This is a genomic window from Cellulosimicrobium sp. Marseille-Q4280, from assembly GCF_943181405.1.
Taxonomy (GTDB): Bacteria; Actinomycetota; Actinomycetes; order Actinomycetales; family Cellulomonadaceae; genus Cellulosimicrobium.
This window is the reverse complement of the sequence record NZ_CALPBY010000001.1, coordinates 145305-157754: the sequence shown is the minus strand read 5'-3', so window position 1 is coordinate 157754 and position 12450 is coordinate 145305. Positions and strand designations below refer to the sequence as shown.

At 74.6% G+C, this 12450-nt stretch carries 12 protein-coding genes; 7 read left to right on the top strand and 5 right to left on the bottom strand.

What is annotated here, in order from left to right; genetic code table 11:
- Window positions 1-72: 72 nt before the first annotated feature.
- The 3 genes from NFS20_RS00600 (at window position 73) to NFS20_RS00590 (ending at window position 3931) form a co-directional block, all read left to right on the top strand.
- A complete protein-coding gene (locus NFS20_RS00600) occupies window positions 73-1407 on the top strand; it encodes an NAD(P)/FAD-dependent oxidoreductase (protein ID WP_251149820.1) in 1335 nt (444 codons plus the stop codon).
- A 126-nt stretch (window positions 1408-1533) separates the two neighbouring features.
- Entirely contained in the window at window positions 1534-1989 is a 456-nt protein-coding gene (locus NFS20_RS00595; RefSeq protein WP_251149819.1) for a PASTA domain-containing protein, read from the top strand.
- Window positions 1990-2167: 178 nt separating this feature from the next.
- Window positions 2168-3931: a M20/M25/M40 family metallo-hydrolase gene (locus NFS20_RS00590; protein ID WP_251149818.1), complete on the top strand. Its 1764-nt coding sequence runs from the start codon at window positions 2168-2170 to the stop codon at window positions 3929-3931.
- 136 nt (window positions 3932-4067) lie between these two features.
- Here the strand turns inward: NFS20_RS00590 and NFS20_RS00585 are convergent, their stop codons facing one another.
- Window positions 4068-4730 (bottom strand): SDR family oxidoreductase, encoded by a 663-nt coding sequence (locus NFS20_RS00585; RefSeq protein ID WP_251149817.1) that lies wholly within the window; start codon window positions 4728-4730, stop codon window positions 4068-4070.
- A gap of 78 nt (window positions 4731-4808) precedes the next feature.
- Window positions 4809-6551 (bottom strand): acyltransferase, encoded by a 1743-nt coding sequence (locus NFS20_RS22125; protein ID WP_285821087.1) that lies wholly within the window; start codon window positions 6549-6551, stop codon window positions 4809-4811.
- A 113-nt stretch (window positions 6552-6664) separates the two neighbouring features.
- On the opposite strand from NFS20_RS22125, the gene NFS20_RS00575 reads away from it, so the two are divergent.
- Window positions 6665-8011, top strand: coding sequence for an exonuclease domain-containing protein (locus NFS20_RS00575; RefSeq protein WP_251149816.1), 1347 nt, complete (start codon window positions 6665-6667; stop codon window positions 8009-8011).
- Window positions 8012-8020: 9 nt separating this feature from the next.
- Here the strand turns inward: NFS20_RS00575 and NFS20_RS00570 are convergent, their stop codons facing one another.
- Window positions 8021-8470 (bottom strand): PASTA domain-containing protein, encoded by a 450-nt coding sequence (locus NFS20_RS00570; RefSeq protein WP_251149815.1) that lies wholly within the window; start codon window positions 8468-8470, stop codon window positions 8021-8023.
- Between the two features lie 142 nt (window positions 8471-8612).
- Here NFS20_RS00570 and NFS20_RS00565 point away from each other — a divergent pair, with 142 nt between their 5' ends.
- Window positions 8613-9581 carry a coiled-coil domain-containing protein gene (locus NFS20_RS00565; protein ID WP_251149814.1) on the top strand — a complete coding sequence of 323 codons (969 nt, stop codon included), beginning with the start codon at window positions 8613-8615 and terminating at the stop codon, window positions 9579-9581.
- Between the two features lie 3 nt (window positions 9582-9584).
- Here NFS20_RS00565 and NFS20_RS00560 read toward each other — a convergent pair whose 3' ends face one another.
- Window positions 9585-9944 carry a hypothetical protein gene (locus NFS20_RS00560; RefSeq protein ID WP_251149813.1) on the bottom strand — a complete coding sequence of 120 codons (360 nt, stop codon included), beginning with the start codon at window positions 9942-9944 and terminating at the stop codon, window positions 9585-9587.
- Between the two features lie 170 nt (window positions 9945-10114).
- On the opposite strand from NFS20_RS00560, the gene NFS20_RS00555 reads away from it, so the two are divergent.
- Window positions 10115-10639, top strand: a complete 525-nt coding sequence (locus tag NFS20_RS00555) for an Hsp20/alpha crystallin family protein (RefSeq protein WP_251149812.1) — start codon at window positions 10115-10117, stop codon at window positions 10637-10639.
- 175 nt (window positions 10640-10814) lie between these two features.
- On the opposite strand, the gene NFS20_RS00550 is transcribed toward NFS20_RS00555, so the two are convergent.
- Window positions 10815-11294, bottom strand: a complete 480-nt coding sequence (locus NFS20_RS00550; protein ID WP_251149811.1) for a heme-degrading domain-containing protein — start codon at window positions 11292-11294, stop codon at window positions 10815-10817.
- A gap of 153 nt (window positions 11295-11447) precedes the next feature.
- Here NFS20_RS00550 and NFS20_RS00545 point away from each other — a divergent pair, with 153 nt between their 5' ends.
- On the top strand, window positions 11448-12410 hold the full coding sequence (locus tag NFS20_RS00545; RefSeq protein ID WP_251149810.1) for a WXG100 family type VII secretion target: 963 nt from the start codon (window positions 11448-11450) through the stop codon (window positions 12408-12410).
- The last annotated feature ends 40 nt before the right edge of the window (window positions 12411-12450 follow it).

Sequence of the window (12450 nt, the reverse complement as noted above, 5' to 3'; positions counted from 1 at the left end):
TCGTCGGCGACGTCCGCGACGCAGGTGGCGGGCGCCGTCGGGCCCCACCACCCGTCGCCCTGAGGAGGCCCCGTGCCCGAGTCCGCCCCACCCACCGCCCTGCCGCACGTCGTGGTGGTCGGCGCCGGGTTCGCCGGTCTCGCCGTGGTCAAGGAGCTCGCGAAGGCCCCCGTGCGCGTCACGCTCGTCGACCGCCGCGTCTACAACACGTTCCAGCCGCTCCTCTACCAGGTGGCGACGGGCGGCCTGAACCCGGGCGACGTCACGTACTTCCTGCGCGGCCTGCGGCTCAAGCAGAAGAACGTGCGGGTCGTGCACGAGCACCTCGTCGGCATCGACCACGAGGGCCGGCGGATCCGGCTCCTCAACGACGAGTGGGTCGGCTACGACTACCTCGTGCTCGCCAACGGCGTCACCGCGAACTTCTTCGGCACCCCGGGCGCCAAGGAGAACTCGTTCCCCATGTACTCGCGGTCCCAGGCGATGAAGATCCGCGACACGCTCTTCGTCCGGCTCGAGAAGGCGGCGTCGACGCCGGGCACCGACGACGGGCTGCGGGTCGTGGTCGTGGGCGGCGGCGCGACGGGCGTCGAGGTCGCCGGGGCGCTCGCCGAGCTGCGCACCGCCGGGCTGCGGCCCGCGTACCCGGAGATCCACGGCGACGCGTTCGAGGTGAAGATCGTCCAGCGCGGCGCCGAGGTGCTCAAGTCCTTCGACCCGCGGCTGCGCCGCTACGCCGCCGAGGAGCTGCGGCGTCGCGACGTGAGCCTGCACCTCGGGGCCGGCGTCGCAGAGGTCCTGCCCGACGCCGTCGTGCTCACCGACGGCACGCGCATCCGCTCCGACCTCACCGTCTGGTCCGCGGGCGTGCACCCGCACGAGGAGGTCGACGACTGGGGTCTGCCGCGCGGCGAGGGCGGTCGCGTCGTCGTGGGCGACGACCTGCAGGTCGAGGGCCTGCCCGGCGTGTTCGCGGCGGGCGACATCGCCGCGTCGCCCGCGGGACTGCCGCAGCTCGCGCAGCCCGCGATCCAGTCCGGCACGCAGGTCGCGCGCAACATCCGGGCCCTCGTCGACGGGCGCCCGACGGCGCCCCTGCACTACTTCGACAAGGGCACCATGGCCGTCATCGGGCGGCGCGCAGCGATCGCCGAGGTCGTCGGGAAGGTCCGGCTCACGCGCGGGGTCGCCTGGCTGGCCTGGCTGTTCGTGCACATCATGGGCCTCATCGGACCGCGCAACCGCCTGACGACGCTCGCGGGCCTGGTCACGCGGTACGGCTTCCCGTTCCACCGCCGGCCCATCCCCATCGTGGGCGACGTGCCGACGATCCGGCCCCCCAAGAAGGGCCCCGGTGCGGCCCGTGCGGCCACCGACCGCACGGACATCGCGGACAGGTCCGCCTGAAACACCCCGGCTCTCGATCGCCGGGGGCAATCGTCCCGTACGCTCGACGTGGGAGCCGCAGGGGGCGGCGCCCACCGATGCCGGGGGGCAGCAGTGCGTTGTGTCGTGCGTCAGAGTGGTGCCGTGGTGACGGCCGTCGTGGTCGTCGCCGTCCTCGGGGCGTGCCGTGCGCCGGTCGATCCCGGCGCGGGCGGGCCCACCACGCCGCCGGGCCCCACGAGCCCGGTGACGGACGCGCCCACCGACCAGCCGACGCCCGCGCCGACGGACGACACCCCGACCACCGACCCGGCGGACCCGGCGCTCCCCGGGGAGAGCGAGGGCGTCGACGTCCGCGTCCGCATCGAGCCCGGCTACACGATGCCCAACCTTGTCGAGGCCTCTCTCGGGCAGGCGCGACGCACGCTCGAGCGCGAGGGAGCGACGACGGTCCAGGTGGTCGACGCGCGTCGTGGCGACGTCGTCGCAGGTCGGTCGAGCGGCTGGACGGTGTGCGAGCACGAGCCCGCTGCGGGGACCTTCACGATCGACGCCGCCGAGGTCGTGCTCACCGCCGCGCCGAACGCTCGCCAGTGCCCCTGACCCGACACTGAGCCGCCCTCCCGCCTGACCCCGAGCCGTCGACCTCTCGACGGCGCCCCGGGCAGCGCCTACGCTCACGATCACACGAGTCCTCGCACCGTCGCGTCTCGTGTGCGACTCGGCTGACCCCTCGGCACGACCGGGGGCGGCCGGCGGGGGCCACTGCCGAGGAGGATGCGTGAGACCACGATCGTTCGTCCCGTCCGCAGCCGCCGCGAGCCTCGTGCTCGCGGTCCTGTCCGCCGCGCCGGTGGGCGCCGCCCCGGCCGGCGCCCTGCGCGCCGCCGCAGACCCGCTCCCGCTCGAGGACCTCGTCACCGGCGACGCGGTCATGGACCGCCTGGTGGACCTGCAGGCCATCGCCGACGCGAACGGCAACAGCCGCGCGCTCGAGACCCCCGGGTACGAGGCCAGCGCCGTGTACGTCGAGGAGGCCCTGACGGCCGCCGGGTACACGCCCGAGCGCCAGTACTTCACGTTCGAGGACCTCGTCGTGGACGACCTGTCGCTCACGGCGGCCGGGGTCGAGCCGACCGATGACCTGTACGCCGCCGAGTTCTCCCCCGCCACCCCGGACGACGGCGTCACGGGGCCGATCGTCCAGCCCGTCGACGACCTGCGCCACGGCTGCACCGCCGCGGACTGGGACGGCGTCGACGCGACGGGCGCCGTCGCGCTCGTCAGCCGCGGCACGTGCGCCTTCTCGATCAAGGTCACGAACGCCATGGCCGACGGGGCCGTCGCGGTGATCCTCTACAACAACGTCGACGAACCGCTGAACCCGACGCTCGGTGCCGCGGGCGCGTGGGTCCCGACGGTCGGGCTCTCGCTGTCGGACGGCCAGGAGATCCTCGCCGCGCTCGAGGGGGGCGCCGCCGCCGAGGCGACCTACGACTACCAGTACCACGTCGACGAGTTCGAGACCTTCAACGTCATCGCCCAGACACCGGGCGGCCGCGCGAACAACGTCGTCATGGCCGGCGCGCACCTCGACGGCGTCGAGGAGGGCCCGGGCATCAACGACAACGGGTCGGGCTCGATGGCGATCCTCGAGGTCGCGGTCCAGCTCGCCGCCGCCGCGGAGGAGGACGGCTGGCCCGACAACGCGGTGCGGTTCGCGTGGTGGGGCGCGGAGGAGGTCGGGCTCGTCGGCTCGACGCACTACGTCGACGACCTCGTCGCGAACGACCCCGCGGCGCTCGACGACATCGCCACCTACCTCAACTTCGACATGGTCGGCTCGCCGAACTACATCATCGGCGTGTACGACGCCGACGAGTCGACGCACGAGGCCCCGGTCCCCGTGCCGGAGGGCTCGGCCGAGACCGAGGCCGTCTTCACGGACTACTTCGACCAGATCGGGCAGCCGTGGGTCGACACCGAGTTCTCGGGCCGCTCCGACTACCAGGCGTTCATCAACAACGGCGTCCCGGCGTCCGGGCTGTTCACCGGCGCCGACGGCTCGAAGACCGCCGAGGAGGTCGCGCTGTTCGGCGGCACCGAGGGCATCTTCTACGACCCGAACTACCACTCTCCCGAGGACACGATCGACAACGTGGACCCGACGGCGCTCGACATCATGTCGCGCGCGATCGGCCACGCGGTCGCGGCCCTCGCCGACGACACGTTCCCGGTCAACGGCGCGGGCAACCCGGAGCTCACGGCGCTCACGGCCGAGGCCCGCTGCCTGAACGGCACGGCGTACGTCGCGGTGCGCGCGACGAACGACGAGACCGGGTGGGCGGACGTCCGGATCGCCACGGACTTCGGCCAGAAGAAGTTCACGAAGGTCGGGTCCGGCTCGAACGCGTACCAGTCGTTCAGCACCCGCTCGGCGTCGGTCGAGGCCGGCAGCGCCACGGTCAGCGCGTACCGGTGGAACGACGGCGACCCGCGCCACCAGGTGTACGAGGTGCCGTACGACGCGATCAGCTGCGGCTGACGCACGGCGGTGAGCACGAGGACGGCGACCGGGTCCGCACGGACCCCGGTCGCCGTTCTCGTGCAGGGCCCGGGACCTCGGGCCGGCCGCGACCCGCGCTCGGCCTCGGCCTCGGCCTCGGGCGGGACGTGCCCGGCTACTCCGCGAACACCTCGAGGATCGGCGCGTCGCCGGAGGTGAACCGGACGAACCGGCCTACGGTCCCGGGCGTGCGCAGCACCTGCGTCACGACCATCGCGACGTCCGCCCGGGAGACCTGCGACGCCGCGCCCTCCGGTGTCTCGGCGTCGTCCGCGAGGACCGTGATCGCGCCCGTCGGGTCGTCGTCCGTGAGCGTGCCCGGCCCGAGGATCGTCCACTCGAGGTCGGTGCCGCGCAGGTGGTCGTCCGCGGCGAGCTTCGCGTCGGCGTACGCGAAGAAGCTGCTGTCCTCCGGGACGCCGTGCTCGGGGACGGAGCCGACCCACGACACCATGACGTAGCGACGGACCCCCGCCGACGCCGCGGCGTCCATCGAGCGGATCGCGGCGTCCCGGTCGACGGCGTACGTGCGCTCCGGTGCGCCGCCGCCCGCGCCGGCCGACCACACGACCGCGTCGAACCCGTCGAGCGCCGCGGCGATCTCCTCGGTCGACGCGTGCTCCACGTCGAGCAGGACGGGCTCCGCGCCGAGGGAGCGGACGAGCGGCACCTGCTCCTCGCGCCGCACGACTCCCGCCGCGTGCTCACCGCGGTCCGCGAGGATCGGCAGGAGCAGCCGACCGACCTTGCCGTGCGCTCCGATGACGGCGACCTTCATGGGGCGTCCTTCCGTGGGGGTGCTGGATGTGGCTCCACCGTGGCCCGGGAGCCGGCCCGCCGCCACCCGGGACGAGGCTCAGACGCGCGGCGCGGGGGCGTGGATGCCGCGGGGCACCCACCCGAGGACGCCCGGACGGCCCAGGAGGTCCGCGGCGTACCACGCGGTCGCGAGCCACATCTCGGTGCCCTGGAGGCTCGGCAGCCCGTCCGGAACCCCGGACACCGTGCCGCCCCGTGCCGTCCGGGACCCCTCCGGGGCGAAGGCCAGACCGTCCGGCGTCCAGCGCTCGGCGATCCCGTCGAGGACGTGGCGCGCGACGTCGTCCGCCTCGGCCCTTCGGTAGCCGTCGGCGCCGCACCGGCGCGCCCACCACAGCAGGTGCACCACGTCGAGCGCGTCGCAGGCCGTGACTCGCGGCGCGTCGAGCACCCCGCAGGACGCGTGCCGCAGCACCGAGTCGGTGAGCTCGCGCCCGAGCCCGAGGGCCGTCCCCCACTGCGCGAACGTGCCGCGCACCAGCCGGTACGTCCCGTTGACCGGCTCGCGCCACCCGTCGGACGCGCGCGGGGCGCCCCAGAGCCCCGTCACCGGGTCGCGGTGCTCGACGAGCCAGCCGACGAGGGCCTCCCGCGCCCCTGCGGGCACCTCGACGCTGGCCTCGCCCGCGAACGTCAGCGCGGTCCCGACGGTGTCGATCGTCGACCCCGCACCCCACGCGTTCGTCGCCCACGGCAGCGCCTCGACCCTCCGCACGACCTCGGCGGCGCTCGCGGCCACGGACGGCACGGCGGGCAGCGTCGCACCGAGCAGGTCGAGCGCGTACCCGACGCACAGCACGTGGTACGCGGCCGCGCCGTCGGCCCACGCGCCGTCGGGCTGCGCGTCCTCAGGTTGCGCGCCGTCGGGCCCCGCGCCGTCGGGCAGGACCTTCTCCCCGTGCCCGAGCTCCGGGGTGCGACCGTCCGGACCGACGAGGTCCGTGAGGCGCCGGACGTGCTCGTCGCGCGACAGACCCGCGGGCGTGCCACCCGCGAGCGCCGCGAGCTCGACGGCGTCGCAGTGGGCGCGCACGGTCGGCGGGGCGCCGGGCGCGTCGCGGTGGTCCTGGCCGTCGAAGGCCCGCTCGACGAGCGCCGGCAGGGCCGCCAACGCCTCGGCGCCGAAGCGCTCGAGCCGGCGCGCCCGCTCGGCGTCGGGCTCCGGGCGCCGGGCCGGCGCGGACGGGGGTGCGGTGCCGGTGGAGGTGGCGGGCCGCTCGCCCGTGCGGCGGTCGCGCACGACGCGCGCCGGGTTGCCGACGGCGACCGCGTCCGCAGGTACGTCGCGCGTGACGACGGCGCCGGCGCCGATGACCGCGTGGTCGCCCACGTCGACCCCGTCGAGGATCACGACGTGCGCGCCGATCCACACGTCGTCGCCGATCGTGATGCCGCGCGACGTGAGGCCCTGCCGGAACACCGGCACGTCCACGCGGTCGAACGCGTGGTCGAACCCGAGGATGCTCGTGTGGCTGCCGATGCGCACGGCGTCGCCGACGGTCACGGCCCCCCGGATCGCGGCGGAGACGTTGACCGAGCAGTCCGCCCCGATCGCGACGTCGCCCGTCACGTGGGCGTGCGCGGCGACGTAGCTGCGGTCGCCCAGGGCGAACGTGTCGGCGTCGACGTCGGCGAGGCCGGAGACGACGCAGGCGTCACCGATCGCGTGGCCGGCCGCGCGGAGGGACGCGACGCGCTCGTCGTTCGCCTCGCGCTGCTCCGGCGAGGCCGTGGTGTCGAAGGTCCAGGGGGCGTAGTCGGGGGTCAGCGGGCCGGGCACGCGCACCAGGCTCGCACAGGCCGACCGGACCGACCTCGGCCGCGGCGGAACCGAACGGAAACGGTCACGCGCGGTCGGACGTCCCCGTCGGCGGCGTCGGGCAGACTGTGCCCGTGCCCGGATTCGCCGTCGTCGACCTCGAGACCACCGGGTTCTCCCCCCGCCTCGGCGACCGGGTCGCGGAGGTCGCCGTCGTCCTGGTCGACGACGCGGGCCGGGTCGAGGACGAGTGGTGCACCCTGGTCAACCCCGGTCGCGACCTGGGTCCGCAGCACGTGCACGGCATCGCGGCCGCCGACGTCGCGCTCGCGCCGGCGTTCGACCGCGTCGTCCCGGCACTCCTCCGTCTGCTCGACGGCCGGGTCCTCGTCGCGCACAACGCGTCCTTCGACACCAGGTTCCTGCGCGCCGAGCTCGGACGCGCGGGCGTCGCGGCGGCGATCGACCCGCTCGCGTGCCTGTGCACGCAGCAGCTCGCCGGGCGCTGGCTCACCGGGTCGCGGAGCCTCGCCGCGTGCTGCGCGACCGTGGGCGTGGTGCACGACGGCGTCCACTCGGCCCTCGGGGACGCGCGCGCCACCGCGGGGCTGCTCGCGCACTACCTCGACGTCGCGCGGGAGGACGAGTGCTGGGACGTCGCCCGCGCCGCGGCGGACGGCGTTCGCTGGACGCTGCCGCCCGCGCTCGACGTCGAGCCCGTGCAGCGCGGCGCGAGCCGCCTCCACGGCCACTGGCTCGCGGCCCTCGACAGACCACCCGTCCTTGCCGCCACGGCGCTGCCCGACGGCGCGGGGGGACGTCGGTCGTCCCGGTCCGCGACCGTCACGGCGGGCTCGACCGACGAGTACCTCTCCCTGCTCGACCTCGCGCTGCTCGACCGGTACGTGTCGCACACGGAGCGCAGCGCCCTGGTCGACGCCGCGCGACGTGCCGGGCTGTCTCGGTCGGACGTCGAGCGGCTGCACCGCGACCACCTCGCGCTCCTCGCGGGCGACGTCCTGGACGTCGCCGTGTCGTCGGCCCTCGGCGAGCGGGTCTACGAGACCGGGGTGCTCGGCGCCCTCACGGAGGACCCGACGCTGCACGAGGTCGCGGGCCAGCTCGGGCTCGACGCCGACGACGTCGTCGCCGCATCCCAGGCCGCGCTCGGGGCGCGGCTCGTGGGCGACGCGCGGGTCGGCGTCGGGCACCGGGAGCGCTTCGTCCTCGTGCCGGGTGACGAAGTGGTGCTCACCGGGTCGATGCGGCGCACGCGTCCCGCGTGGGAGGACGCCGTGCGCCGGGCCGGGCTCGCGCCGTGGGCGTACGTGACGCGCCGCACCCGGCTCGTCGTCGCGGCGGACCCGGACTCGCTGTCGACCAAGGCCCGCACGGCGCGCCGCTACGGCATCCCGATCGTCACCGAGGACGCGTTCGCCCGGATGCTGCGCGCGAGCGACATGGACGTCATGACCGCCTGACGCCGCAGACTATGGGCACGTCTCATCCAGCTTCACGGCTGAGAGCGTCACAACCGTCGACACAGGAGAAACGGTTCCAGCCGGGGGGTCCTGAGTACACACCGTCCAGTTCGAATCGTCCACAGCGAAACGTTCAAGTCCCGTCGCGTCGACTTGATCCATGACGTACGAGTCCAGCGTTTGAAGAAGGTCTTGCGCATCCTGGAGGTTCTGACCCACGACGTTAGGCATCTCGAAGGTCTCTTCCACTTCGGCGGCAGGCGGTTCGGATGCGGCTGCGGAGTCCTCTGGTGCGCTCTCGTCGACCGGCTCCGCTTCCGGCTCGGTGGGCGAGGGCACCGGCTGTGCGGCCTCCTCTGTCACGGTTACCGTGACCTGCTCGGGCGAGCCCTCCCCACCGCACGCGCTCAGCAGCAACAATCCGAATCCTGCCGTCACGACAACCGATGTTCGTCTCATCTCTCCACACCTTTCCATGGCTGATCGCGACAGTATGCGCACGGACGGGCGCGCTCGTCCGAGATGAAAGCGGGTGAATCTGGTGCGGATGGAGCCATCTACAGCGGTGTTTGAATGGAGCACTTGGTGACATCGTGGGCGCATGACCAAGGCCGATCTCAACGCTGCGCTCGACGAGCTGTACGCGCTGCCGCTCGAGCAGTTCGTCGTCGCGCGCACGGCGGCGTCGAAACGGATCAAGGCGTCGGGCGATGCCGTCGGTGCCGAGCGCGTGGGGCGGCTCCCCAAGCCGACGGTCGCGGCGTGGGTCGTCAACCAGGTCGCTCGCGAGCACCCCGACGAGGTCGCGGCGCTCGTCGCGATCGGCGACGAGCTGCGCGACGCGACCGAGGACCGCGACCGGGGCCGGCTGACCGCTCTGGACCGGCTGCGTCGCGAGCGCGTCGAGGCGCTGGTCGGGACCGTCAGAAAGGCCGGCGAGGTCGCCGGTCGCGCGGTCTCCTCGAGCGCGGTCGACCGCCTCGCCGAGACGCTGACCGCCGCCGTCATGGACCCGGACGCAGGCGCCGTCGTGCAGGCCGGGCGCCTGAGCCAGGCGCTGCAGCACGTCGGGTTCGGGATCGTCGACGAGGGCGGGGAGCCCGCGGACGTCGTCACCCTCCACGTCGTGGGCGACGACGGCCGCGAACGTCCGCGGAAGGGTCGCCGCAGCGCCGGCGAGGGGAAGGCCGGCGGCGGCGGCAAGGGTGCCGAGGCAGAGCCCGCGGAAGCGGAGGAGCCGGACCCGCTCGCCGAGGCCGAGCGCGCCGTCGAGGAGACCGCGGCCGAGGTCGACCGGCTCGAGGCCGCCCGTGACGAGGCGGACGCGCTGGCGCGCGAGGCGAGCGACGCCGTCGGGCAGGTGGAGGACGAGCTGGGCCGCATCGAGGACGAGCTCGCCCGGCTCGCCGACGAACGCGACGAGGCCCGCACCCGGCTGGAGGCCGCGCGCGCTGCACAGGACGAGGCACGGGCCGAGCTGGGGTCCGCCGACGACGCGCTCGAGGCGGCGGAGGAGCGTGCCGCCGAGGCGCGCAAGGCTCGCCGCGCCGCCCGTCGCCCGCGGCCCTGAGGCTCAGCCGACGCCGGGCCGGGCGAGCGGGGGCGACAGCTCCAGCGACACCTCGCCCGCCGTGAGCCGGTCCTCGATGCACCGCACGACATCGGACGCCTCCGACCGGGACACCCCCGGATCGAACCGCACGCCGACCGACGACGCCGGCATGTCGGCCGTGGAGATCATCTCGGCGACCGACAGGCCCGACGCCTCGACGCACGACATCCAGTCCCCCTCGCCGTGCGCGACGCCGATCGTCCAGGCCTCGTCCGGGGCGCCGTCGTCCGGCCCTCGGACCGCTGGACCGCACGCGGAGAGGCACGCCGTCAGGACGACGAGCACGGCCGCGCCCCGGCGACCGCGAAGTGCTCCGGTCATCACGTCCTCCCCTCGCTCTGATCGTGTGGTGACCCCGCGCGACCTTGCACGGGCCGACCCGTACCGTCGCCGTTCGTCGTGCGCGAACGCGGGATTGAGCCGGGATCGCTCAAGGTTGATCCCGTCAGACGCCGCGGGCTCACCGCGGCAGCAGACCCGGAGGAGTCACCATGACCACCACCCTCACCCCGATCCCGTTCGGCGCTCTGGCCGCGGACCGTCTCGTCCGCGACCTGTGGACCCGTCCCGCCGCCCCTGCGCAGCGGAGCGGCTACGCACCGGCCGCCGACGTCTACCGCGACGGCGACGACCTCGTCGCCCGCTTCGACCTGCCGGGCGTCGACCCGGAGCGCGACGTGACCGTCGAGCTCGAGGGTCGCCGGCTCGTCGTGCGTGGCGAGCGTCGCGACCAGCGCGTCGTCGAGGCGCCCGAGGCCACCGACGAGCCCGCCGAGGGCTCGGAGGCGACCGACGGCACTGCGGCGGAGCCCGTCGCCGAGCCGGTCGAGAAGCCGGTCGGCCGACGCATCCGTGAGGTGCGGTTCGGCGAGTTCCGCCGGACCGTCACGCTGCCGAAGGCGGCGGACGCCGACGCCGTCCGCGCGTCGTACGACGCGGGCGTGCTCACCGTGACCGTCGCCGGCGTGTTCGCCGGCCGTGCGCCGCAGCGCATCGAGGTCACGCGCGCGGCCTGACGCCGCGCTCCCTGCTCCGGCCGCGCCCCTCCCCTGCCGCGGCCGGGCCCGACGGGCCGGTACCTCCCGAGGTACCGGCCCGTCGTCGTGCGGCGGACTGAACGTGCCGAACCCCGGGTGACGGGCCGCTCAGCGCCTCGACTGACGCGTAACCCCGGGTTCGGCAGGCGGCCGCTCAGCCGCGGAACGCCCGCAGCGCCTCGACGACGAGCGCGTGGTCGTCCGCCTGCGGCAGGCCCGAGACGGTGACGACCCCGACGGGCCCGACGCCCTCGACGCGCACCGGGAAGGCCCCGCCGTGCGCGGCGTACTCCTGGAGCGGGAGCTGGTGCTGCTCGGTGAACGTCGTCCCCTTGGCGCGCGCCCGCAGGCCCACGAGGTACGACGACGCCCCGAACCGCTGCACGACCCGCACCTTGCGCTCGACCCAGGAGTCGTTGTCGGGAGTCGTGCCCTCGCGCGCCGCGTGGAACACCTGCTGCGTGCCCTTCCGGACGTCGATCGTCACCGCGAGGTCGCGCTCGGCAGCGAGCTCGACGAGGAGGCACCCGAGGCGCCACGCGTCGTCGTGCGTGAACGAGGCGAGCACGAGCTCGTGCTCCTGCGCCTCGACGGAGGCGATGGTCGCGGCAAGGTCGTCGGGCGTCGTCGTCATGCCGCCATCGTGGCACGAGCGGGCCGATGGGCACCTCTCCCCATGGGAGCCCCGCACCGCCGTCGGCTAGGGTCCTCGGAGCGCAGCACACCGGCGCACGACACCCGCGCGGGCACGGCCCGCGCAGCATCCACGAGACGACGAGGGGGACGCGTGAGCTCAGGGATGTGGGGCGCCGACATCGCCGCCCTGCGCGCTCTCGCGCAGCAGATGGGGACCGCGAGCGACACGCTGCGCTCGGTGGCGTCGACCGTCGGGCCGCAGGTGGCGCAGAGCCCGTGGTCGGGACCCGACCGCTCGGAGTTCATCGGCACGTGGGACGCGGCGCTGGCGCCGCAGCTCACCTCCGTCGCCGACATGCTCGCCGGTCATGCCGAGTCCTTGCAGACGAACGCCGACCAGCAGGAGCAGACGAGCACCGACTCCGGCGGACCGGGCGGTCCCGGGGGTCCGGGCGGCCCCGGCGGTCCCGGTGGACCGGGCGGACCCGGTGGACCGGGCGGACCCGGCGGACCCGGCACGCCGGGCGCCGACGAGGACACGTGGTGGTTCGGCCTGCCGGGCTGGGTGTCCGACGCGGTCACCGGCGGCGGCCTCGTTGCCGGCACCGCGGACCTGATCTTCTCGAGCCTGGACGAGTTCGGCTTCCTCGCGAACGCGGGCAAGGGCGTCACCGCGCTCGGCTCGGCCTTCACCGCCGCGGGCGGTCTCTTCTCCGCCCTCACCATGGCGGACGGCATCGTCGAGGGCGTCAACGGCATCATCGACGGGAACGGCTGGGCCACGGCGGACGGCGTCATCAGCACGGCCATCGGCGGCGCCGGGACCGCCGTCGCCATCGCGGCGCTCGCCTCGAACCCCGTCGGCTGGGGCGTCGCCGCCGGTATCGGCGTCGCCGGCCTCGTCTGGGGTGGCCTCAACCTCCTCACGCCCGACGGCATGGAGACCACCGAGTGGATCGGTGGCATGGCGAGCGACGCCTGGAACGCCACCACGTCGTTCGCGGGCGACGTCGGGTCGAACATCGCGGAGGGCGCGTCCCACGCGGTCGACGCCGCGAGCGACTTCGTCGACGACGTGACCTCACCCGTCCGTACACTGTTCGGGTTCGGCTGAGCACCGGCCTGACCGAGCACCCGACACCAGCCGGAGAACC